The 21,902-nt window shown below is 66.7% G+C and carries 21 protein-coding genes; 5 read left to right on the plus strand and 16 right to left on the minus strand.

The window, feature by feature from the left end; translation table 11 throughout:
- Nucleotides 1-9 precede the first annotated feature (9 nt).
- A complete protein-coding gene (coaA, locus tag A7X65_RS13280) occupies nt 10-966 on the plus strand; it encodes a type I pantothenate kinase (RefSeq protein WP_063685399.1) in 957 nt (318 codons plus the stop codon).
- Nucleotides 967-1,006: 40 nt separating this feature from the next.
- Here the strand turns inward: coaA and A7X65_RS13285 are convergent, their stop codons facing one another.
- From A7X65_RS13285 to A7X65_RS13305, 5 genes are all read right to left on the minus strand, one after another.
- Nucleotides 1,007-2,053, minus strand: coding sequence for an AI-2E family transporter (locus tag A7X65_RS13285; RefSeq protein ID WP_063685401.1), 1,047 nt, complete (start codon nt 2,051-2,053; stop codon nt 1,007-1,009).
- Nucleotides 2,054-2,164: 111 nt separating this feature from the next.
- Complete coding sequence (locus A7X65_RS13290) at nt 2,165-2,794, minus strand: histidine phosphatase family protein (RefSeq protein ID WP_063685403.1); 630 nt, start codon at nt 2,792-2,794, stop codon at nt 2,165-2,167.
- A gap of 338 nt (nt 2,795-3,132) precedes the next feature.
- Complete coding sequence (locus A7X65_RS13295; RefSeq protein WP_063685405.1) at nt 3,133-5,358, minus strand: PAS domain-containing hybrid sensor histidine kinase/response regulator; 2,226 nt, start codon at nt 5,356-5,358, stop codon at nt 3,133-3,135.
- 135 nt (nt 5,359-5,493) lie between these two features.
- On the minus strand, nt 5,494-5,961 hold the full coding sequence (locus A7X65_RS13300; protein ID WP_063685407.1) for a hypothetical protein: 468 nt from the start codon (nt 5,959-5,961) through the stop codon (nt 5,494-5,496).
- Nucleotides 5,962-6,069: 108 nt separating this feature from the next.
- Nucleotides 6,070-7,608, minus strand: coding sequence for a YifB family Mg chelatase-like AAA ATPase (locus A7X65_RS13305; RefSeq protein WP_063685409.1), 1,539 nt, complete (start codon nt 7,606-7,608; stop codon nt 6,070-6,072).
- A 220-nt stretch (nt 7,609-7,828) separates the two neighbouring features.
- Between A7X65_RS13305 and A7X65_RS13310 the strand changes: the two genes are divergently transcribed.
- Both A7X65_RS13310 and A7X65_RS13315 read left to right on the plus strand, forming a co-directional pair.
- Nucleotides 7,829-8,074 (plus strand): PilZ domain-containing protein, encoded by a 246-nt coding sequence (locus tag A7X65_RS13310; protein ID WP_018644993.1) that lies wholly within the window; start codon nt 7,829-7,831, stop codon nt 8,072-8,074.
- Between the two features lie 80 nt (nt 8,075-8,154).
- Nucleotides 8,155-8,952: a tetratricopeptide repeat protein gene (locus A7X65_RS13315; protein WP_063685411.1), complete on the plus strand. Its 798-nt coding sequence runs from the start codon at nt 8,155-8,157 to the stop codon at nt 8,950-8,952.
- 34 nt (nt 8,953-8,986) lie between these two features.
- On the opposite strand, the gene A7X65_RS13320 is transcribed toward A7X65_RS13315, so the two are convergent.
- The 6 genes from A7X65_RS13320 to A7X65_RS13345 form a co-directional block, all read right to left on the minus strand.
- Nucleotides 8,987-10,276 carry a CpaE/TadZ family protein gene (locus A7X65_RS13320; protein ID WP_063685413.1) on the minus strand — a complete coding sequence of 430 codons (1,290 nt, stop codon included), beginning with the start codon at nt 10,274-10,276 and terminating at the stop codon, nt 8,987-8,989.
- Nucleotides 10,273-11,007, minus strand: coding sequence for a CpaD family pilus assembly protein (locus A7X65_RS13325; RefSeq protein ID WP_063685415.1), 735 nt, complete (start codon nt 11,005-11,007; stop codon nt 10,273-10,275). Before A7X65_RS13325 ends, A7X65_RS13320 begins: the two co-directional genes overlap by 4 nt.
- Before the next feature lie 40 nt (nt 11,008-11,047).
- A complete protein-coding gene (locus tag A7X65_RS13330; RefSeq protein WP_063685417.1) occupies nt 11,048-12,565 on the minus strand; it encodes a type II and III secretion system protein family protein in 1,518 nt (505 codons plus the stop codon).
- A gap of 10 nt (nt 12,566-12,575) precedes the next feature.
- Complete coding sequence (gene cpaB, locus A7X65_RS13335; protein ID WP_063685419.1) at nt 12,576-13,391, minus strand: Flp pilus assembly protein CpaB; 816 nt, start codon at nt 13,389-13,391, stop codon at nt 12,576-12,578.
- 467 nt (nt 13,392-13,858) lie between these two features.
- A complete protein-coding gene (locus A7X65_RS13340) occupies nt 13,859-14,215 on the minus strand; it encodes a BA14K family protein (protein ID WP_082884926.1) in 357 nt (118 codons plus the stop codon).
- 40 nt (nt 14,216-14,255) lie between these two features.
- The gene (locus tag A7X65_RS13345; protein WP_245323503.1) at nt 14,256-14,579 is read right to left on the minus strand and encodes a hypothetical protein; all 324 of its coding nucleotides are present in this window, start codon (nt 14,577-14,579) and stop codon (nt 14,256-14,258) included.
- Nucleotides 14,580-14,913: 334 nt separating this feature from the next.
- Between A7X65_RS13345 and A7X65_RS13350 the strand changes: the two genes are divergently transcribed.
- A complete protein-coding gene (locus A7X65_RS13350) occupies nt 14,914-15,912 on the plus strand; it encodes a helix-turn-helix transcriptional regulator (RefSeq protein WP_245323504.1) in 999 nt (332 codons plus the stop codon).
- Between the two features lie 162 nt (nt 15,913-16,074).
- Here the strand turns inward: A7X65_RS13350 and gshB are convergent, their stop codons facing one another.
- Genes gshB through rsmI form a run of 3 tightly spaced genes read right to left on the minus strand, consistent with a single transcriptional unit; the run spans nt 16,075 to nt 18,368 of the window.
- Nucleotides 16,075-17,019, minus strand: a complete 945-nt coding sequence (gene gshB / locus A7X65_RS13355; protein ID WP_063685421.1) for a glutathione synthase — start codon at nt 17,017-17,019, stop codon at nt 16,075-16,077.
- A 10-nt stretch (nt 17,020-17,029) separates the two neighbouring features.
- Entirely contained in the window at nt 17,030-17,431 is a 402-nt protein-coding gene (locus A7X65_RS13360; RefSeq protein ID WP_063685423.1) for a YraN family protein, read from the minus strand.
- Nucleotides 17,418-18,368, minus strand: a complete 951-nt coding sequence (gene rsmI / locus A7X65_RS13365; protein ID WP_063685425.1) for a 16S rRNA (cytidine(1402)-2'-O)-methyltransferase — start codon at nt 18,366-18,368, stop codon at nt 17,418-17,420. Before rsmI ends, A7X65_RS13360 begins: the two co-directional genes overlap by 14 nt.
- Before the next feature lie 339 nt (nt 18,369-18,707).
- Between rsmI and A7X65_RS13370 the strand changes: the two genes are divergently transcribed.
- Nucleotides 18,708-19,943, plus strand: coding sequence for a penicillin-binding protein activator (locus A7X65_RS13370; RefSeq protein ID WP_063685426.1), 1,236 nt, complete (start codon nt 18,708-18,710; stop codon nt 19,941-19,943).
- A 117-nt stretch (nt 19,944-20,060) separates the two neighbouring features.
- Here the strand turns inward: A7X65_RS13370 and hemW are convergent, their stop codons facing one another.
- Together hemW and rdgB are read right to left on the minus strand one after the other, a co-directional pair.
- The gene (hemW, locus tag A7X65_RS13375; protein WP_063685428.1) at nt 20,061-21,245 is read right to left on the minus strand and encodes a radical SAM family heme chaperone HemW; all 1,185 of its coding nucleotides are present in this window, start codon (nt 21,243-21,245) and stop codon (nt 20,061-20,063) included.
- A 16-nt stretch (nt 21,246-21,261) separates the two neighbouring features.
- Nucleotides 21,262-21,897, minus strand: a complete 636-nt coding sequence (gene rdgB, locus A7X65_RS13380; protein ID WP_063685431.1) for an RdgB/HAM1 family non-canonical purine NTP pyrophosphatase — start codon at nt 21,895-21,897, stop codon at nt 21,262-21,264.
- Nucleotides 21,898-21,902: the final 5 nt, after the last annotated feature.

Below are 21,902 nucleotides of genomic sequence, written 5' to 3' on the forward strand. Positions count from 1 at the left end.
AGTCGCGTCATGGATGTCCGCGCACCCGAGCAGCAATATAATCCGTACCGCATCTATACGCGCGAGGAATGGTCGCGTCTGCGCGACGACACGCCGATGACGCTGGAGCCGGGCGAGTTCGACCGGCTGCGCTCGCTGCACGACCGCCTCGACCTGCAGGAGGTCGAGGACATCTATCTTCCGTTGTCGCGCCTGCTCTCGATCTATGTCGATGCGATGCAGCGGCTGTATTATTCCGAGCGCCAGTTCCTCAATATCCGCGACCGCAAGGTGCCCTACATCATCGGCGTCGCCGGCTCGGTTGCGGTCGGAAAGTCCACCACGGCCCGCGTGCTGCAGGCGCTGCTGGCGCGCTGGTCGCCGCGCCCGAAGGTCGAGCTGATCACCACCGACGGATTCCTCTATCCCAACGCGGTGCTCGACCGGCAGGGCATCATGCAGAAGAAGGGCTTTCCCGAAAGCTACGATCTGCCGCTGCTGCTGAGCTTCCTCTCCGACATCAAGTCGGGACGGCGCCACGTCCGCGCGCCCGTTTATTCGCATCTGACCTACGACATCGTGCCGGGGCAGTGGGCCGAGGTCGACCAGCCCGACATCCTGATCGTCGAAGGCGTCAACGTCCTGCAGACCGGCAAGCTGCCGCGCGACGGCAAGGCGGTGCCTGTCGTCTCCGACTTCTTCGACTTCTCGGTCTATATCGATGCCGACGAGGCGGCGCTGCGGCGCTGGTACATCAAGCGCTTCCTGGCGCTGCGCGACACCGCGTTCACCAATCCAAAATCCTACTTCAACCGGTACGCGCTGCTCTCGGACGAGGAAGCGACGGCGACGGCGACCGCGATCTGGGAACGCACCAACCTCGCCAATCTCGAGGACAACATCCTGCCCACCCGCCCCCGCGCGACGCTGATCCTGAAGAAGGGCGCTGATCACGTGGTGGAGAGCGTGGCGCTCAGGCGTCTGTAAGCGCGAGCGCTCCAGGGGGCCCGTCACCCCACGCGGCGGGTCAACTCCGCTCTTTCGCGCTAACGAAGATGTGCCACGCCGCCAGAAACATGGCGGCGACGAGCGGGCCAATGACGAATCCGTTCGCGCCGAACGTCGCAAGCCCGCCCAGGGTGGCGAGCAGCACGACATAGCTTGGCATCCGGATCGACTGGCCGACCAGGACAGGGCGCAAAAAGTTGTCGGCAAGACCGATCACGAAGGTGCCGAACGCGAGCAGGATGATTCCCTTCGTGACTGCGCCTGCCACGAGCAAATAGAGGCCGACCGGCATCCAGACCAGGGCGGAGCCGAGCACGGGCAGAAGCGAGAGCAGCGCCATGATTGCGCCGGCCAGCAGCGGCGCAGTCAGGCCGAGCAGCCAGAAGATCAGCCCGCCAAGCGCTCCCTGGATCAGTGCAACGAGGATGATCCCCTTGATCGTCCCGCGAACCGAGAGGGTGAACGCATTCAGGAGCTCGGCGGTGTGGCTCGCCCGCAGCGGCAGCGCGGCGCGGATGCGTGCGTTCAGCTCGTCGCCGTCGCGCAGGAAAAAGAACAGCAGGTACAGCATGACGAGCAGGCTTGCGGCGAACTCCACGGTCAACTGACCGATGTTGAGCGCATGCCCGGCCAGCTGTTGGCCGGCCGGGACAACCAGACCCGAGAGGCGCTCCTTCAGGGTCGAAAGATCGATGCCGGCCAGGCGGTCTGAGATGGAAGTCGCCCAGTCAGGCAGCGCGGATTTCAGTTGCTGCAGGGGGTGAGCGATACTGATCTCCCCGGTCTGAACGCGCTGGTACAGCTCTCCTCCCTGATCGACGAGCGAGGCGATGACGACGGCCACGGGAATCAGGACCATGACGACTACGACGAGGACGATGGAGAGTGCAGCGAGGTTGCGCCATTCGGGAAGCGTTTCCAGGCACCGTCGATGGAGTGGCGCGAAGATGATCGCCAGCAGCATGGCCCACAGCAATGCGCCGGAGAACGGCCAAAGCAGCCAGCCGAACGCGACGGAGATTGCCGCAAGCAAGACGAGGAATGAGCGGTCTTCCGATGTTCTCACGTGTCGCCGGCCTTTCAGTCGCTGCTCGCCGGACGTTGGTAGCACAGGACAGTGGCGCGGCGGCAAGTCACGCCGTCACGTCGCGCCAATGCCCGGGTTCGATGCGGTCTGTCACCTGCCGGCGCTGGCCAGCCAATCCGCAGGCTTGATGCGCCCCGCAAAAGTGGCGGGTCCGGTGCTGTTGGCCCGGTAGACGAAAGCTTCGCCTTCCTGCACGTCGCCGGCGTCCTTGCCAAAGGCATCTGCGATGTTGGTCTTGTGGGTGACCAGGACCGTGTTGGTGCCTGCCTGCACGGATGCATCGACGAGCTGGCGTACGGCCTGTCCGGCCTTTGCATTTGCGCCGGCCGGGTTTGCCATTCCCGATGCGCTGGCATTGCTGCTGTCCGTCAGCGCATCGAGCGGCCTCACCTCGCGGCCGGAGATCAGCCTGCCGGTCTCGATCGCGCGGTTCAGCCGGCTGGTGTAGACCTCGCCGACCGGGATCGCGAGCGCCTTGACTGCCGCCCCGATCTGGCGGGCCATGTCCCTGCCCTTTTCACTGAGCTGTCGCTGGGCGCTCATGTCGTCGAACCTGAAGGGGTAGACATCCTTTTGACTGTCATCGGTGGCGGTGTGCCGGAACACCAGCACGTAGCCGCCTTGCCTGAGCGATGAGATGAGGTCCGGCGTATCGGCCGCGGCGCCCCGGGATAGGCCGGCGAGAAGGACAATGATCGCGAGGCGCAAAAGCATACTCATGCGCGAAATCCGCTATGCAATGCCCCGGAGGATGGTGGCGCGCCGTGCCGTCGATTTCAATTGTCGATTGCCGGTCGAGATCAGGTTATCGTGAAGTTGTGGGGCAGGAGCCGTGGGGTGGGCAAAGGTGCGAAGTGCCGTGCCCACGGCCTGTGCGCTTTATCAAACGATGCGTGGGCACGCTTCGCTTTGCCCACCCTACGACATCTGTGTTGTGGCCGCGCCTGCCCGTACATCGTCATTGCGAGCGCAGCGAAGCAATCCAGAATCCCTCCACGGAGCCAGTCTGGATTGCTTCGTCGCAAGAGCTCCTCGCAATGACGCGGTGAGAGCGCGGGCTACACCGCCAGGTGCCGCGACGCCGCCAGTCCCGCCAGCGCCTCGTCGAGCTTCTCGCGATCCAGCGGCTTGATCAGAAACCCGTTCATGCCGGCCTCGAAGCACGCATAGCGATCCTCCACCAGCGTGTTGGCCGTGAGCGCCAGGATCGGCGTGTGCCGGGCGCCGGTGGCGGCTTCATGCGCGCGGATGCGCTTTGTTGTCTCGATGCCGTCGAGCTGCGGCATCTGGATGTCCATCAGCACGAGATCATAGGGCGTGCCGGCCGAGCTGGCTGCGAGCCAGGATTCCAGCGCGGCCTCGCCATGGACGGCGATGACGACGCGGTGGCCGAGCTTGGTCAGCAGCGAGCGCATCAACAGCGCGTTGATCTCGTTGTCCTCGGCGACGAGGATGGAGAGCCCTTTCGCCGGCGCCGCGCTGGCGGACTCGGCCGGCGGCTCCGGCGCGAGGTCGGGCGAAGCGACCTCCGGCGTCAGCGCGAGTCGTGCGGCGAGCGAGGCCGCGCGCAGCGGCTTGACCAGGAAGCCGGTGAAGGCGGACGAAATCTTCTCGTGGCGCGAGCTCGACGTCAGCAGCACCAGCCGTTGCGGCGCATGCGCCCGCGCCGCGTCACCCAGCCGGTCGGCGATGGCCGAACCAATGGTGCGATCGACCAGCACCGCGTGCCATGAGCGTTCGGGCAACAGCGCTTCCGCGGCCTTGGCATCGTTCACGAGGCAGGTCTGTCCGCCCCAGCGCTCCAGCCGCCGCGCGATCAGCGAGGCCTCGATTCCCTCGGCGACAAGAAGCACCGATTTGCCGGTGAGGTCGGGGCTCGGGAAGGCAGTCTGTCCGGCGCTTCCTTGCGACGGTGCGAGCGGCACCGCGACCTCGAAGGTCGCGCCCTTGCCCGGCTCGCTCGTCAGCGTGATGCGACCACCCATGCGCTTGACGATGCGCTCGCTGATGGCAAGGCCAAGTCCAGTGCCGCCATAGGTGCGGGCGACACGCTCGTCGGCCTGCTCGAATTCGCGGAAGATGCGCTGCTGCGCTTCGGCTGCGATGCCGATGCCGGTGTCGCGGACCAGGAAGCTGATCTCGTTCGGCCAGATGCCGGGCTCGACGATCAGCGCCACGCCGCCGTGAGCGGTGAACTTGATGGCGTTGCCGGCGAGGTTGAGCAGCACCTGACGCAGCCGAGCGGCATCGCCGACGATCTCGAGCGGCAGGCGCTCGTCGACATAGGCGGCAATCTCGAGCTGCTTGGCCTGCGCGCGCGACGCCAGCAGCTCGGTGATTTCCTCGATCAGGGTCGAGAGCGCGAGCGGGCGCTGCTCGAGGTCGAGCTTGCCGGCCTCGATCTTGGAATAGTCGAGCAACTCCTCGATCAGCGCCATCAGCGCTTCGCCCGAGGTCTTCACCGCGCGGGCGTAGGTCGCCTGCTCCGGCGTCAGATGGGTGTCGAGCAGCAGGCCGCCCATGCCGATGATGCCGTTCAGCGGCGTGCGGATCTCGTGCGAGGCCATCGCGAGGAAGCGGGACTTGGCGCGGTTGGCGGCGTCGGCCTGGTCGCGCGCCTCCGACAGCGCGCGCTCGGTCTCGGTGCGGTCGGTGACGTCGCGTCCGACGCTCTGCAACTCCGCCGGCTGCCCGGCATCGAGCCGCACGTAACCTTCGCGCCAGGCGATCCAGCGCGCGCCGAGCGGCGTCGTGATCTTCTGGTCGTGGATTCGGGTGCCGTTGCTCTCGCGGGCGCTGTCGCCCTGCTCCACCACGTCGAAATCGAAGCGGGTGCCGACCAGCGCGCCGCGCGCCTGTCCGGCCAGCGCGCAATAGGCGTCGTTGGCGAAGGTGATGCGGCCCTGATGGTCGCGCAGCACGATCAGGTCGCCCTGCTGCTCGAACAGGCTGCGGGCGCGCTCCTCGGCTTCCTTCAGCTCCCAATTGCGGTCGATCAGCGCCTCGTTGTGGGCGGCCAGCGTGCGCATCCGCTTGTTGACGAAGCGCAAGCGCATGCTGAGCGTGGCAAGGCCGAGACAGGCGAAGGCGAAGAGGAAGCTCGCGCCGATCGCGAATGCATTGGGGTCGTAACCGGAATTCTCGGAGCGGCTGCCGGAGACGAAGCCATAGGCGCCGCCGAACGTCGCCGAGAAGATCATGAAGGAGCGGATCGCGAAGGCGATCCTGGGATGCCGCCGCCTGAAGCGGCGCATGCGCACCTTGATCCGGAACGTCCGACCCATCGCCACCGATCCCGACCCTTTTCCCCAGTCCCCTGTGATCGCCGACGATCTCCCGCCGACCTTGCGAACAGCTTGAGGCTTCGGTTCAGCCTCCAAACAAGGCTAACGAGGTGTTAACGCTTCAGAGCGAGGCCCTCAGAGCGAGGCGGCCTGGAAGGGACGGCGGCCGTCGTGTGCGCCGACGATCAGCGCGGCCGCCTCGCGCTGCGAGAATGTCTTCGAGCGCACATAGATGCGGTAATCGGCTGGGCCGTCGGTCGAGAGATAGATCACCGGGCCGCCGTCGACCGGCTGCGCCGCGATGGTGACGAGGCGGTTTGCCGGACTGGCCTGACAGGAATCGGTTTCGGAACCGAGGCCGTCGTCCACCACCGCGAAGTCCGCGGCGTCTGCGTCCTCGGTGATCTGCACCTTGACGGTGGCGCGCGCCGGATCGTCGGTGAAGGCGACATGGACGCCGGCCGTCCAGAACAGGGATGTCAGCTCGACGGAGGTTTCACCGAGGGCGATGCAGGGATGCGAGACCGATCCGATCTCGCCGCGGGCAAACGCGGCTGCCGCCAGCAGGGGAACAACGGAGGCCAGGATCTTGAGACGCAACATGACACTCTACTCGCCAGGCCCGAGTGAACGACTCCAGAAACTCGGTGGGCCTTATGGTTTGCAGAGGGTAAAGGAAACTCGTTACCGCCGGGTTGATGCGCGGAATGATCAGGCCGGCTGCCGCACATCCTCCGCGAGTGCGCGGTAGGACAGGGCTTCGGCGAGATGCAGCCGGCCGATCCTGTCGGCGTTGTCGAGGTCGGCGAGCGTGCGCGCCACCCGCAGCACGCGGTGATAGCCGCGCGCCGACAGCCGCATGGTCTCGGCGGCGTCGCGCAGCAGTTTTTGACCCTGCGCGTCGGGCTTGGCGATCTCCTCCAGCACGGAGGCGGGCGCCTCGGCATTGGTGCGGACATGCGGCAGGCCGGCATCCGCATAACGCGCAAGCTGGATGTCGCGTGCCGCCGCCACGCGCGCGGCGACTTCGGCCGAACCTTCGGCCGGCGGCGGCAGGATCAGATCGGCCGCGGTCACGGCCGGGACCTCGATGCGCAGATCGATGCGGTCCATCAGCGGACCGGAGATGCGCGACTGGTAGTCGGAGGTGCAGCGATCGATGCGGCCGCGCTTGCAGGCATAGCCGGGCTCGAAGGCGTTGCCGCAGCGGCACGGATTCATCGCCGCGACCAGCATGAAGCGGGCAGGGTAGGTGACGCGGTGATTGGCGCGGGAGACCGAGACCTCGCCGTTCTCCAGCGGCTGGCGCAGCGAATCCAGCACGCGCGGATCGAACTCCGGCAATTCGTCGAGGAACAGCACGCCCTGATGCGCGAGCGAGATCTCGCCGGGTTTTGCGCGAATGCCGCCGCCGGTGAGCGCGGCCATGCTGGCTGAATGATGCGGCGAGCGGAATGGCCGCTGCGACGTCAGCGCGCCGCCCTCGATCTCGCCGGCGACGGAGGCGATCATCGAGACCTCGAGCAGCTCGCCCGGCGACAGCGGCGGCAGAATGGAGGGCAGGCGCGCGGCCAGCATCGACTTGCCGGCGCCGGGCGCGCCGATCATCAGGAGGTGATGCCCGCCCGCGGCCGCGATCTCCAGCGCGCGCTTGGCGCTCTCCTGGCCCTTGATGTCGCGCAGGTCGAGCTTCGAGGCGGCGGCCTCGTGCACTTTCGGCGAGGGCCGCGACAGCACCTGCGTGCCCTTGAAGTGGTTGGCGATCTGGATCAGCGATTGTGCGGCGATGATCTGGATGTCGGGGCTCGCCCACGCGGCTTCCGATCCGCAGGACGCCGGGCAGATCAGCCCTTCCTCGCGCACATTGGCCCCGATCGCGGCGGGAAGGACGCCGGCCACCGGCGCGATCGAGCCGTCGAGCCCGAGCTCGCCGAGCACGGTAAAACCGGTCAGCGCATCCGGCGGGATCGCGCCGATCGCCGCCATCAGCCCGAGCGCGATCGGCAGGTCGTAATGGCTGCCTTCCTTGGGCAGATCGGCGGGCGCCAGGTTGACGATGATCCGCCGCGCCGGCAGCGCCAGCCCCGAGGCGATCAGCGCCGAGCGCACCCGCTCGCGCGCCTCCGATACCGCCTTGTCGGGCAGCCCGACGATGGCGAAGGCCGGCAGGCCCGGCGCGACCTGCACCTGCACGTCGACCGCGCGGGCCTCGATCCCCTCAAAGGCGACGGTGGATACCCGTTGAACCATGCCGAACCAGCCTGCCCGTTTGCACAATCAAGGGTAGCAGGATGCGCCGCGTTCCGCAAGAACATTACGGGAACAAGCCCGGGCGCGAGCCCTAACCGATCGTCAACGGGACGCAGACACTACGCCTCGAATGCAAGCTTCTGTCCTCAGCACATCCCAACGAATGTTCGCTATTCCTTGGGTGCGGGATGGGCCGTGGTCTAACGGGTGAAGAGTTCAAATGCTTGCAAATCGCCGGAGAAGCGAACGTCGGGTGTGCAGCCGGCTCGCCAAGATCCATTTTGGCGCGGGCTCGCTGCCGCGGGATTGCACGATCACGGATATCTCGGACGGGGGCGTGAAGGTCGTGGCGGAATTCCTGGAAGTGCCGCCGCAATTCACCATCATCTTCGCGCCGGATTACTCCCGCCAATGCCGCCTGCGCTGGCGCATCGGCTGCGAATTCGGCGCCGAATTCGTCGACTGACCCCCCACGGACGCGCGTCCTTAACGGGACTTTAGCGTTAATCGGCAAGCATCTCTGATCAGTTGCCGAGTGATCAGAGTATGTCCAAGCGTTCGTCTCTCGCCTCCCCCCCGGCGAGATTGCTGCTTCCCGCCCTCATCGTGGTTGCCCTCGGCGGTTGTCAGACGACTGGCATCGAGGACGTCACCGGCGCGCTCGGCGGCAGGACGGAAACAGCCGGCAAGGCCGACGCCAAGTCCGAGGCCAGGGCCGAGGCGAGGCCGGATATGGACGCGCTGCGCGAGCGCTATCGCGCCAAGCCCAGCGATCCCGCCATCGCGATCGAGTACGGCAAGGCGCTGCGCGCCAGCGGCCAGCGTGCCCAGGCCGTCGCGGTGCTCGAGCAGGCCGTGCTCGCCCATCCCAGCAACAAGGCGCTGCTCGCCGGCTACGGCCGCGCGCTCGCCGACAACGGCAATTTCCAGCAGGCTTTCGATGTGCTCGGCCGCGCGCATTCGCCCGAGGATCCCGACTGGCGCATCCTGTCGGCGCAGGGCGCGGCGCTCGACCAGCTCGGCCGCAACGAGGAAGCGCAGCAATATTATGCGAGCGCGCTGAAGATCGTGCCGGACGAGCCGCAGGTCCTGTCCAACCTCGGCCTGTCCTACATGCTGCAAAACAACCTCTCGAAGGCCGAACAGGTGCTCGGCCGCGCCTATCAGCGCAATCAGAACGATGTGCGGGTCCGCGCCAATCTCGCGCTCGTGCTGGGATTGCAGGGCCGCGAGGCCGAAGCCGAAATCCTCGTGAAGGCCGATTTGCCGCCGGACCAGGCCGCGGCCAAGGTCACGGCGCTGCGGCAGGTGCTGGCCAAGAAACAGCAAAGGGCGGACAAATAGTCCGCCCTCTTCCGATCCTTGCGATTCCTGTTTCCTAGGACGCCTTGCGATGCGGGGCGGGTCCGCGACCGGACCGGCCCTTCAGCTTCTTCAGCAGCGGCCCGAGCAGCGAGCGCTTCGGCTTCTTCACCTCGCCGCGGCCGGCAAGGCGGTTCGCCATGTTCTGGAACAGCTCGGTGGTGCGGTGGTTCTTGGCGACCTCCGCGATCATCTGGCCGTTATTGGCCGCGGTCGAGAACAGCTTCGAATCGAACGGGATCACCGCGATCGGCTGGCTCTCCATGGTCTTGGCGAACGCCTTGACCTCGATCTCCGCGCGCTTGTGCATGCCGACCTGGTTGATGCAGTACAGCGGCGGCCGATCGTTCGGCCGCGCCGCCTTCAGCACGCTCAGCATGTTCCTGGTGTTGCGCAGGTTCGCGAGATCAGGCTCGGCCACGATGACGATGTCGTCGGCATTGACCAGCGCGCGCCGCGTCCAGCCCGACCATTGATGGGGAACGTCGAGCACGATGCAGGGCGTGGTCATGCGCAGCGTGTCGAACACCGCATCGAACGCTTCGGCGCCGAAATCGTAGACGCGGTCGAGCGTGGCGGGCGCGGCGAGCAGGCTGAGGCGCTCGCTGCATTTGGCGAGCAGGCGTTCCATCAGCGCGGTGTCGGGACGCTCCTGCGACAGCACGGCATTGGCGATGCCCTGCACCGGGTCCTGATTGTAGTCGAGGCTCGCAGTGCCGAAGGCGAGGTCGAGATCGATCACGACGGAATCGAGCGAAAGGTCGCGCGCGATGGTCCAGGCCACGTTGTGCGCGACGGTGGAGGCGCCGACGCCGCCCTTGGCGCCGACCACCGCGATGACGCGGCCGGTGATGATGGCTTCGGAGGCCGAGAACAGGCTGCAGATCGAGCGGACCACGTCGAGCGTTTCGACCGGGCCCACCACATAATCATTGACGCCGCGGCGCACGAGCTCGCGATAGGGCGCGGTGTCGCTGGGGCTGCCGATCACGACGACGCGGGTGCCGGGATCGCAGACGCCGGCGAGATCGTCGAGACCTTCGAGGATGTCGCGCGTGCCGTCGGATTCGATCACGATCACGTTCGGCGTCGGCATCGACTCATAGACTTCGATCGCCGCCGCGAGGCCGCCTTCCCTGGCGGTGAGATGCGCCTTGGCGAGCCGGCGATCCTCGCCGGCCGCGGTCACCGCCTTGAGCGTCTGGTCGGTCTCGCAAAACGCCTGCACGGAGATGCGAGGAACCGGCGCGATGTGTTCCTCGGGGTGCTGCGGGTCGTCCGCTTCTTCGTCGTTGAAGCCTGTCATTTGCCTGTTTCGCTGAGTTTGGCCTTCTCGGCGTCGGGACTGGGGGTGCCGACCGGCGAGCCCTTGCGATAGCGATCGAAAGCGATGTCACGCCGTGCGGTATAGACCGGGGTTTCGGCCCGCGGCTGCTCGAGGTCGGCGGGATTGTCGATCATCGCCGCGAGGTTACGCTGGCTGGCGCAGCCCAGATTGAAGTACGGCCGGTTCTCGTTGTAGCCGGGGTCGAGGATGCTCGGGCCGACGTCCTCCGGCCACAGCCCGCAGGGACCCGCGACTGCGGCGATGCGGGAATAGCTGAGGCGGATGGTCGGCAGCAGGCCGGGATCCTCGGGCCGGTAGGGATGCCTGACGATTGCGCGCGAGGGCACGCCGCCGGACGCCAGCACGGAACGGATTTCCTGATAGGTCGCCGCCGCAGCGCGCGCATTCGAAGCGTCGACCGGCACGTCCACGACCACGGAGCCGGTGCCTTCGCGCACCCACTCGCGCGCGATGCCCGCGACGTCGGTGTGCTGCGCATCGGAGAGGCCGCCCCGCGATTTGCCGACGAAGATCACGATCGACTTCTTGGCTTCCTGCACCGCGATCGGGTGACGCTGGCGATAGTCGGTCGGGACCGTCTGGGTGACGATCTCGCCGGTGGTGTTGCAGGCGCCGAGCAAGACGGAGAGTCCCGTCAGCGCCAGTGCGATGCCAAGGCCGCGACGTCGATCGGCTGTCATCTTCGTCATCGCTTGATCCCCTCTTGCCCCGTTCCCCAAGCCGGTCGTCTCAGTCGATGATGAAGCCGAAATCGCCGCGGACGCCGTCGATCGGATCGACGCGGCGGGCGATGCCATAGAGGCGGTTCATGCGGCCAAGCAACGCCGTCTGCGCGTCCGAGGCCGGCGCGAAGCCGTCGTCGGGCCGCGACAATTCCTTCTGGGCCACCGCGCGCACCACATAGGGCGTCACGATCACCATCAGCTCGGTCTCGTTGTTGACGTAGTCCTGGCTGCGGAACAGCGCGCCGAGGATCGGCACCTGGTCGACGCCGGGCAGGCCGTTGATCGCCTGCTTGGTGTGCTGCTGGATCAGGCCGGCCATCGCCATCGAGCCGCCCGACGGAATTTCCAGCGTGGTTTCGGCGCGGCGGGTCTGGATCGAGGGAATGGTGATCGAGTTGGTGGTGTTCGACGACACCGCCTGCGTCACGGTGATCGCCTGCTGGTTCGACAGTTCGGAGACCTCGGTCATCACCCGCAGGCTGATGCGGCCTTCGCTGAGCACGACCGGCGTGAAGTTCAGGGAGATGCCGAACTTCTTGTAGGTGATCTGGGTGGTACAGACATGGGTGACGGGATCGCAGGCGTAGCCCGACGGGATCGGGAATTCGCCGCCCGCGATGAAGGTCGCGGATTCGCCCGAGATCGCGGTCAGGCTCGGCTCGGCCAGCGTGCGCATCACGCCGGCGCTTTCCATCGCACGCATCGTGGCGCTGACCGTGGCAATACCCTTGGCGAGGCCGGCGACGCCGAGCCCGTTGGTGCCGACGAGCGGGCCGCCGGACATCGTGAACGGATTCGAATTGTTGAAGTTCACCACCGCGGTGCCGGCGTTCAGGCTGGCGCTGAGATCGACGCCGAGCTGCTTGACGATGTCGCGGCGCACTTCGCCGACGACGACCTTGAGCATGACCTGGTCGCGGCCGCGCACGACGATGTTGTTGACCACCTTGTCGGAGCCGCCGACCAGCTTTGCGGCGACGTCGCCGGCCTGCTGGGCCTCGACCGGGCTCGAGACCGAACCGGTCAGCATCACGCTGTCGCCGACGCCTTCGATCTGCACGCCCGGCAGGGACTGGCGCAGCGCCGTACGCATGCCGTTGAGGTCGCGCTTCACCGCGATGTCATAGGCGGCGACCTGCTGGCCGTCGGCGGTGAAGAACACGACGTTGGTCTGGCCGACCGTGCCGCCGATGATGTAGGCGCGCTGGGCCGAGCGGATCACCGCATTGGCGATCTTGGGATCGGCCACCAGCACGTCCTTGACCTCGCGCGGCAGGTCGATGACGACCGACTTGCCGACGCCGAGCGAGAGAAAACGTGTCTTCGCCGGCGCGATCGACCCGACCGACGTCAGGCCGAGATCCGGCACCTGCAGCGGCGCCTGGTCGCCGACCGGCGCTTCCGCGGCGCTGACCAGCCCGGGCGCTGCGAGCAGCCCCAGGATCAGCATCGCCCCCGTCCAGAACGTGCATGCGCTGTTCCCCCGAATGCGCAGGCCCGTCCGATCATCCCCGTAGTTCATCCTAACCCCATCACTTCTGTGACGTCAGTTGCCGCGCCTGCACGCCGTAACGGATCACGTTGACCCCGCCACCGGACCGCTTGGCTGCGAGGTCCTCGGCGGTGAGTTCTGTTGCATTGACATCGACGATGCTGCGCAGCGCGAGCTGCAGCGTGCCACCCTGGCGCGCGGCCGACAGCGTGGCGACCTGGTCGGGCTTCAGCTCGAGCGTGACGGTCTTGCCGAGCACAGCGTTCTGGCCGTCCTTTTCCTTCGGCGCCTGGTCGATCGCGAGCACGCGGATATTGGTCAGGATGACCTCGGACAGGATGAGGTCGTTGCCCGCGAGCGCGCCGTTGGCGTCGGGATTCTTCAGGCGGCGCGTCAGCACGATGTCGACGCGGTCGTTCGGCAGGATGAAGCCGCCGGCGCCTGTCTCGGCTGAAATCTCGGTGGAGACGGCGCGCATGCCGGACGGCAGGATCGCGGCCATGAAGCCGGAGCCTTCGGCGCGCACCAGCTTCTGCTCGCGGATCGGCTCGCCCTGCATCAAGGGCACGCGTGCGATCGCGCCGGCGATCTGGTTCTGGGCGTCGGGCCTGGCATCGCGGCGGATGAAGGCGTTGCTCGCGGTCGCCGCCGGCCAGGACTGCCATTGCAGATCGTCAGGCTTCACGGCCTGGCCGAGCTGGATGTCGTTCTTCGCGATCAGAACCTCGACCGTCGGCAGCTTTTCGGCGACGGGATGGACGGGCGCGGGCGCATTCTGATAGCCGCTCGCCAGATACGCGGCGACGCCGCCGGCGCCCAGCGCGATGACGAGAACGACAATGCGTGCGGTGTTCATACACTTCTACTCTTACGCGGGGCACTCGAACCGCACCTGGCGGGTTCCCCCGTGTCGATGAGTAGGGAGTAAAAGTATAAGGGTTGTTGCGAGCCCGAACGTGATGGCCAGTGATGCTGCCAGTTTTGAGCAGATGGTGAACGTCGCGTTATCCGGTCGGCCAGTGGCCCCGTAGTTTCACGCGTGTGCGCTCCCGCGTTCGAACGAGGCGCGGGGCGTCATGGTGAACGGGTGGTTAGTGACTCGTATGTCGGGAGCTGCGTGCTCGCGGTCGTGAGATGGAAGCAGTGCGCCACATCACCAGTGTCGTCCCGGCGAAGGCCGGGACCCATACCGCGAGGTGCTTCGAGTATGACGGTAATAGAACCGGCCGACCAATCTTCGCAAAACCACGGACTGTGGTTATGGGTCCCGGCCTTCGCCGGGACGACGTTGGAGGCGCAGTTGTGCGCAATGCACTGCTGGACTTACTGGCAGGGATACCGCCGGCCGTCCTTTGCCGCGTACGTGTTCGATGCCGGATCGTAGGAGCGGTAACGCTGGGCGCACGACGCCGCGTGCTGCTGGGCGGCCGCCGCTTCCTGCTGCGCGGCGGCGGTCGCGGCACCGGCCGCGATGGCGCCGCCGATGAGGCCGCCGACCAGTCCGCCGACACCGGCGCCGTTGTCATAGCACGGTCCGTAACGGCACCAGACTTTCTCGGTCAGCGCCGGGACCTCACCCGCGGCACGCGCGATGCTCTGCAATGGAGCGGCGTTCGCGGTGGCCGGGAGCATTGCGGCGGCGGTCATCAAGACAAGCTTCAAGACATGATCGATGCGCATTGGATTTCCTGTTTCGCTTGCAACTTCACGGATGGCCGCGCTACCGGCCGGCCGCATCCACGACGCGGCAGAGATTGGCGGTGATGCCCGGCGCCACCTGGCCCGGCGGCATGATGAAGACCGCATCGACGCGGCTGCCCCTGCCCTCCTTGCGAACGACGACGCGCAACGTCTGCGGCCGTCCGGACCCGGTGGTCTCCTGCTGCGTGGTCAGTGTGCCCAGCGCCTTGTCCACGTTCACGTCGACAAAGCCCTCCGCCAGCACGGCGCGGGAGACTTTGTCGAGAGCGGCAGCGGGATTGGCGGACGGGAAGATCATCCAGACCTTGTGGGTCGTGCCCGTCACCAGGGGAACGCCGCTCATCTGATAGTGATCTGCACAGCTCTCGGCCCGCGCCGGCATCGACGAAAGGGCCATGAGCGCGAGCGCGCAAATTGTTCTTGTCAGCATGCTTTCAATACCTGTTTGACGCAGTCGCGGGGATTTAGGCCAACCGCGCCGCAAGTCCATGCACGCCGTCGCATTCGGGATGGAGGCGTTCGCAATCCGGCCGGACTGCCGCCGCGCGCCTGCGCGATGTGGATGTTTGGTGCGGCAATCGGATATCGGGCGCGGGCGCCGGGCCTGAATTCACCCAAATTGTGCTAGCCTGATGATGCATCTACCGCACGAACGGACGCCCCGAACGATGGACACCATGGTCGAAGACATAATCGCCGCGCCGCCCGCACGATCGGGGTCGTCGTTTCAGGATCTGCTCGACATGCTCCGGCCGCATGGGATCAACGCGCAATCGGCGCCGAAGCCTGACGGATCGTTTCGCTGGCATGCGGACGTTGCGGTCGGCGCCGGCATGGATGTGGTGCGGGCGGAGCTGTCCGCAGGCTGGGACTGGCGCTATGCGTATGGCGGTTCGTCGGGCGAGCTCGCGATCAGCGTGCTGAATGCCGGCAAGGCCGAGATCGTCATTGCAGGAAAGAGCGTACAGCGAACCTCATCCGACGTGGCGATCGTGTCGCTTCCGAATCTGCGGCAGCAGAGCGTCGAAGCGGTGGATGGACGATATTCGAGCGTCACGCTGACATTGCATACGGATGTGGTGACCAGGGCCCTGTCCGCGACGTTCGGAAACGCGGCGCTGGAAGATCTGGATCTGACGCCGAAGCTCGATGTGTCGAGCAGTGCCGGGCAGCTCCTGTGTCAGCTCATTCGTGCCAGTACCGCCGGCCTGCACGACGGAATCCTGGCGCGCTCGCCGAAAGCCAGCGCGCTGCTCTCGGAAGCCGCGATGCAGCTGATCCTCGAGAATGTTCCGCACCGGCTGACCGACCGCTTGAGCCGCCATCCCATGGATGCGCCGCCTCGCCATGTCAGGCGGGCGGTCGAGTATATGCGGGCCAATCTTCATCTGCCGCTGACGATCGCCGATATCGCCGGCAATGCCGGGATCAGCAGCCGGTTGCTGCAATCGGGCTTTCGCAGGATCCACGGGACGACGCCCGTCGCCTATCTCAGGAAAATCCGGCTCGAGGCGATCCACGACGAGCTGTCGCGCCCGGAGAATCTGCTTCCGGTCAGCGAGGTCGCGCTGAAGTGGGGCTTTACCCATATGGGCCGGTTTGCGGCGTCGTACCGCTCGGCATTCGGCCTGTATCCGTCAGAGACGGTCCGGCGCGCGCGGGGCTTTTGCGGCTGAACGAACAGTCTCAACGGCGTCGTCCCGGCGGAGGCCGGGACCCATACCGCGAGATCTCTCGATTGCGGGCTGTAGAATTGCCGCGCGACCAGTCTTCGTCAAACCGCGGCCTGTGGTTATGGGTCCCGGCTTTCGCCGGGACGACGGAGAGAGTAGCGCGCCCTACTTCTTCCGCTTCTGCTCGATCACGTCCCAGACCTTCGCCGCGACGTCAGGGCCGCCGAGCCGCGCGATGGCGCGGATGCCCGTGGGCGAGGTCACGTTGATCTCGGTGAGATTGCCGTTGATGACGTCGATGCCGACGAACAGCAGGCCGCGCTCGCGCAGCGCCGGGCCGACGGTGGCGCAGATCTCGCGCTCGCGCGGGGTGAGCTCGGTCTCCTGCGCCGCGCCGCCACGGACCATGTTGGAGCGCAGGTCGTCGGCGGCCGGCACGCGGTTCACCGCGCCGGCGAACTCGCCATTGACGAGGATGATGCGCTTGTCGCCGTGCTTCACCTCGGGAATGAACTGCTGGATCACCCACGGCTCCCTGAACGTCACCGAGAACATGTCGAACAGCGAGCCGAAATTCATGTCCTGCGGCATGACGCGGAACACCGCCGCGCCGCCATGGCCGTGCAGTGGCTTCATCACGACGGCGCCGTGCTTGTCGCGGAAGGCGTTGATCTCGTCGAGGTCGCGCGAGATCAGCGTCGGCGGCATCAGCTGCGGGAAGTTCATCACGAACAGCTTTTCCGGCGCGTTGCGCACCGAGGCGGGGTCGTTGACCACCAGCGTCTTCGGATGGATGCGCTCCAGGAGGTGCGTCGAGGTGATGTAGGCGAGGTCGAACGGCGGGTCCTGGCGCAGCAGCACCACGTCGAAATCGTTGAGCGCCTCGCGCCGGGGCTCGCCCAGCGTGAAATGATCGCCGGGCTCGTCGCGCACCGTGAGGAGCTGGACCGGGGCCACGATCTCCTCGCCGACCATCGAGAGCTTGTCGGGCGTATAATAGGACAGGCCATGGCCGCGCTTCTGCGCCTCCAGCAGCAGCGCGAAGGTGGAATCGCCCTTGATGTTGATGCGGGCGATGGGGTCCATCTGGACGGCGACGTTCAGTTTCATGGTCTGCCTTTCAGGTCGAGGCGTCGAATGCCGCCAACACATGGCGCGGAAGTGAGCGCGGCGCAATCAGCATGGCGTCGAATCGCAATTCGAATTCGGCATGCTCGGGATGCGCCACGAGCCAGCCTTGGGCGGCGTCGATGATGCGCTGCTGCTGGCGCGGCGTCACCGCATAGGCCGCATCGTCGAGACTGGCACGCGCCTTGACCTCGACGAAGGCGATGAGGTTGCGGCGGCGCGCCACCAGGTCGATCTCGCCATGCGGCGTGCGGAAGCGCTTGGCGAGGATGCGATAGCCCTTGGCCATGAGAAAGGCCGCGGCGCGGCTCTCTGCCGAGATACCGGTGCGGAACGCGGCGACGCGCTCGGGCGAGGCGACCTTCGGTTCCGCAGGGGTCTCAGTCTTCGCCATCGCCGCCCCGCGAGTCTTTTGCGAGCTCGAGCGCGCGGGCATAGACCTCGCGGCGCGGCCGGCCCGAGAGCGCGACCGCATGCGCCACGGCGTCCTTGACGCTGTGCGCGGCAAGCTGGTCGCGCAGGAGATCGTCGAGCGCATCCGACGTCAGCACCTCCGCATCGGCCGCCGGCGGCGCGATCACCAGCACGAATTCGCCGCGCGTCTCCAGCCCGTCGGCGTCGCGCGCCAGCTCTGAAAGCGTCGCGCGCGATATCTCCTCGTGCAGTTTCGTGAGTTCGCGGCAGATCGCGGCCTCGCGCGTCCCCATGATCTCGGCAAGCTCCGCCAGCGTATCCTGCACGCGGTTGCCGGATTCGAACATCACCAGCGTGGCATCGATACGAGCGAGCTCGGCCAAACGCGATTTTCGCGCGGCGGATTTGGCCGGCAAAAAGCCTTCGAAGAAGAAACGGTCGGTCGGCAATGCCGCGACCGACAGCGCCGCCAGCACCGAGGAGGGACCGGGCAGCGCGTAGACGGCATGGCCGGCGGCGCAGACCTCGCGCACCAGCTTGTATCCAGGGTCGGAGATCAGCGGCGTGCCGGCGTCCGAGACCAGCGCGACCGAACCACCTGCCGCCAGCGCCTCCAGGATTTTCGGGCGCGCGGCCTCGGCGTTGTGTTCGTGATATTGCCTGAGCTGGGCCGAGATGTCGTAGCGCTCGGTCAGGCGGCGCGTGATGCGGGTGTCCTCGCAAGCGATGACATCGACCCCGGCGAGCGTCTGCAGGGCCCGCAGGGTGATGTCGCCGAGATTGCCGATGGGGGTCGCGACCAGATGCAGGCCCGGCGCCGCCTTCGGGGCCGGGAGCCGATGGGCATCGATGGAGAAGCCGCGCGGGGCGGCGTCTGGGCCTTCAGGCGTATTTATCGGGGCCGGCTTTGCGCGCATAATGAAGCCAACTTAGGCACGATCCGCAGGGCTGGGAACAGCCCCTGGAAAAGATCGCGCCGAGGTGAGGGGTGAGGAACGGACGGGAATGTGATCGATCCGGGATCACGTCACGAGGGAGTGTGGGCCCTCGCGCCATATTCGCGACGGAAACACCGCCTTGATGCTGTGTGAGGAGCGGCGAAGAGCTGGCCAGGACGGGAACGCAGCCGTGTTAAGTGGTTATTATCCTTTTGTTTTGGTTAACTATTTGCCGACAATATGCCTGAATCCGCGGCTTGTGTCGCGGCCAAGAATGTTGTGACCGGCTGGCGATCGCTGGTCAGAAGAGAAGTTGCCATGCTGGGCCCGAGTGATCCGAAATCTCCTGTTCAGGGCCGCCTGCCGTCAGGGGCAACCCGACGGAGCGCGCTCGGACTGTTGCTCGGTGCGCCCCTGTTGTCGGCCTGCGCCGGCGTGCAGCAGAGCCTCAGCCAGTTCTCCAACCCGTTCTCCAGCTCCTCCGCGCCGCCGGCCCAGCCGGCCGGTCCGCCGCAACAGGCGACGACCGCCGGCACCGGCGGGGTCAAGGTCGCCGTGATCCTGCCGCTCTCGGCCTCGGGCAACGCCGGCCTTGCCGCGCAATCGATGCGCAATGCCGCCGAGATGGCGCTGGCCGAGTTCCAGAATCCGAACATCCAGCTCCTGATCAAGGACGACAATGGCAGCCCGCAAGGCGCGCAAGCCGGTGCGCAGCAGGCGGTGGACGAAGGCGCCGAGATCATCCTGGGGCCGCTGTTCGCGCAGTCGGTGCCGGCGGTGGCTCAGGTCGCACGCACGCGAAACATATCGGTGATCGCGTTCTCGACCGATTCCAGCATCGCCGGCCGCGGCGTCTATCTGCTCTCGTTCCTGCCGGAGTCCGACGTCAACCGCATCGTCGAATATTCCGCCAGCATCGGAAAGCGCTCCTTCGCTGTGCTGGTACCCGACAATGCCTATGGCAATGTGGTCGAGGCCGCGGTGAAGGCGGCGGTGCCGCGGCGCGGCGGCCGCATCGTCGCGTTCGAGAAATACGGCGCCGATCGCGCCGCACCGGCGCGCACCGTGGCGCAGCAGCTCGGCAGCGCCGATGCGCTGTTCATCGCCGATGACGGCGATGCCGTGGTTCAAGTGGCGGACGCGATGACCGCGGCAGGCGCGAATCTGCGCAACATCCAGCTGCTCGGCACCGGCCTGTGGGACAATCCGCGCGTCTATGCGAGCCCGGCGCTGCAGGGCGGCCTCTACGCCGCGCCGGATCCGGCCGGCTTCCGCGCCTTCTCCGGCCGCTACCGCACCAAGTTCGGCGGCGAGCCGATCCGCACCGCAACGCTCGCCTATGACGCGGTCGCCCTCGTCGCCGCGCTCGCGCGCACGCAAGGCACCACGCGCTTCTCGCCCGACGTGCTCACCAATCCTTCCGGCTTCGCCGGCATCGACGGCCTGTTCCGCTTCCGCGCGGACGGTACCAACGAACGTGGGCTCGCGGTGATGAAGGTGACGACCGGCGGCGGCGTCGCGGTCGCGGGCTCGCCGAAGAGTTTTGGGGCGTAGTCCGGGACGACGGTGCTGTAGGGTGGGTTAGCCGAAGGCGTAACCCACCATGCTTCCGCACACACCGAACGAAGTTGGTGGGTTACGCCTTCGGCTAACCCACCCTACGGCATCTCGCTACGCCGCGAGATCCGCAACCACCGCATCGAGCACCGGGAAACCGCTGCTCGTTACGCGCAGGCGGCCCGTCGCATCCACCGTGATCGCGCCTTCTTCGCGCAGCAGCGTGATGCGCTTGGGATCGAGCGAGCGGCCGGAGAGCGCCTTGTAGCGCTCGGGGTCGATGCCCTCGGCCAAACGCAATCCCATCAGCAAGAATTCGTCGGCGCGCTCTTCGCTGTTGAGGAGATCGTCGGTGACGACGCCGTCGCCGTTGGTCTCGACCCGCATCAGCCAGGCTTCGGGACGCTTCTCGGTGGCGGTGGCATGGCGCACGCCGTCGATGTCGAGGCGGCCATGGGCACCCGGGCCGACGCCGGCATATTCCTCGCCACGCCAGTACACCAGATTGTGCCGGCACTCGGCGCCGCGCCGCGCGTGATTGGAGATCTCGTAGGCGGGCAGCCCAAGCTTGTCGCAGGTTTCCTGGGTGATGTCGTAGAGCGCGCGCGAGAGCGCTTCGTCCGGCGTCTTCAGCTTGCCGGCCTGGTGCAGGCCGAAGAACGGCGTGCCTTCCTCGATCGTCAATTGATAGAGCGACAAATGCTCGGCCGCCTCATCGATGGCGTGCCGCAGCTCGTCGGCCCACATCGCCGGCGTCTGGTCGGGACGGGCGTAGATCAGGTCGAACGAATAGCGCTCGAACGAGCGGCGTGCGATGGCGACGGCATCGAGCGCCTCGCGCGCGCTGTGCATGCGGCCGAGTGCCTTCAGCGAGGCATCGTCCAGCGCCTGCACGCCGAGCGAAACACGATTTACGCCGGCGGCGCGATAGCCGGCAAAACGCGTGGCCTCGACGCTGGTCGGATTGGCTTCCAGCGTGACCTCGACGTCGCCAGCGACGGTCCAGTGCTTGCCGATGGCATCGAGCACCGCGCCGACGGTCGAAGGCTGCATCAGCGACGGCGTTCCGCCGCCGAGGAAGATCGAGGTGACCTCGCGGCCGCCCGCGCGCGCGGCGGTCGTTGCGATCTCGCGCGCGAAGGCGGAGGCGAAGCGCGCCTCGTCGATCGCGGCGTGGCGGACATGGCTGTTGAAGTCGCAATAGGGGCACTTCGACAGGCAGAACGGCCAGTGCACGTAGACGCCGAAAGCTTCAGATTCTTTTGTTGACGCGTTTTCCTGGCGCGAACCGGTATCCACTTCGCTCGAAAACGCTCTATCGCGGCTCAAGGCAGATCTCCGCCAGTTTCACGAAGGCGCGGGCGCGATGCGACAGGCCAAGGCCAAGCGGCGGCAGGCCGTGCTTCTCGATGCTGGTCATCTCGCCGAAGGTGCGGTCGTAACCATTGGGCAAAAACATCGGATCGTAGCCGAAGCCGGCGGTGCCGCGCGGCGGCCAGGCCAGCGTGCCGTCGACGCGCGCCTCGACCTCTTCGAGATGATCGTCGGGCCAGGCGACGCAGAGCGCGGACACGAAATGCGCGGTGCGCTTTGCGGGCGTGGTGGCGCCGCGCTCCTGCAGCAGGCGCTCGATCTGTGCCATGGCCGCGTTGAAGTCCTTGCCCGGGCCGGCCCAGCGCGCGCTGTAGATGCCGGGGGCGCCGTCGAGCGCGTCGACCACGATGCCGGAATCATCGGCGAACGCGGGAAGCTTGGCCGCCTGCGCCGCCGCGATCGCCTTGATCGCGGCATTGCTGCGGAAGTCGTTGCCGGTCTCATCGGGCTCGGCAAGGCCGAGCTCGCCGGCCGACACCGCCTCGATGCCGTAAGGCGCGAGCAGCTCCTTCATCTCGGCGAGCTTGCCGGGATTGTGAGTCGCGATGACGAGCTTTCCGGTGATTCGGCGGTGCATGGCTT

Origin of the sequence: Bradyrhizobium stylosanthis (assembly GCF_001641335.1) — a bacterium.
In the GTDB taxonomy this organism is placed as follows: Bacteria; Pseudomonadota; Alphaproteobacteria; order Rhizobiales; family Xanthobacteraceae; genus Bradyrhizobium; species Bradyrhizobium stylosanthis.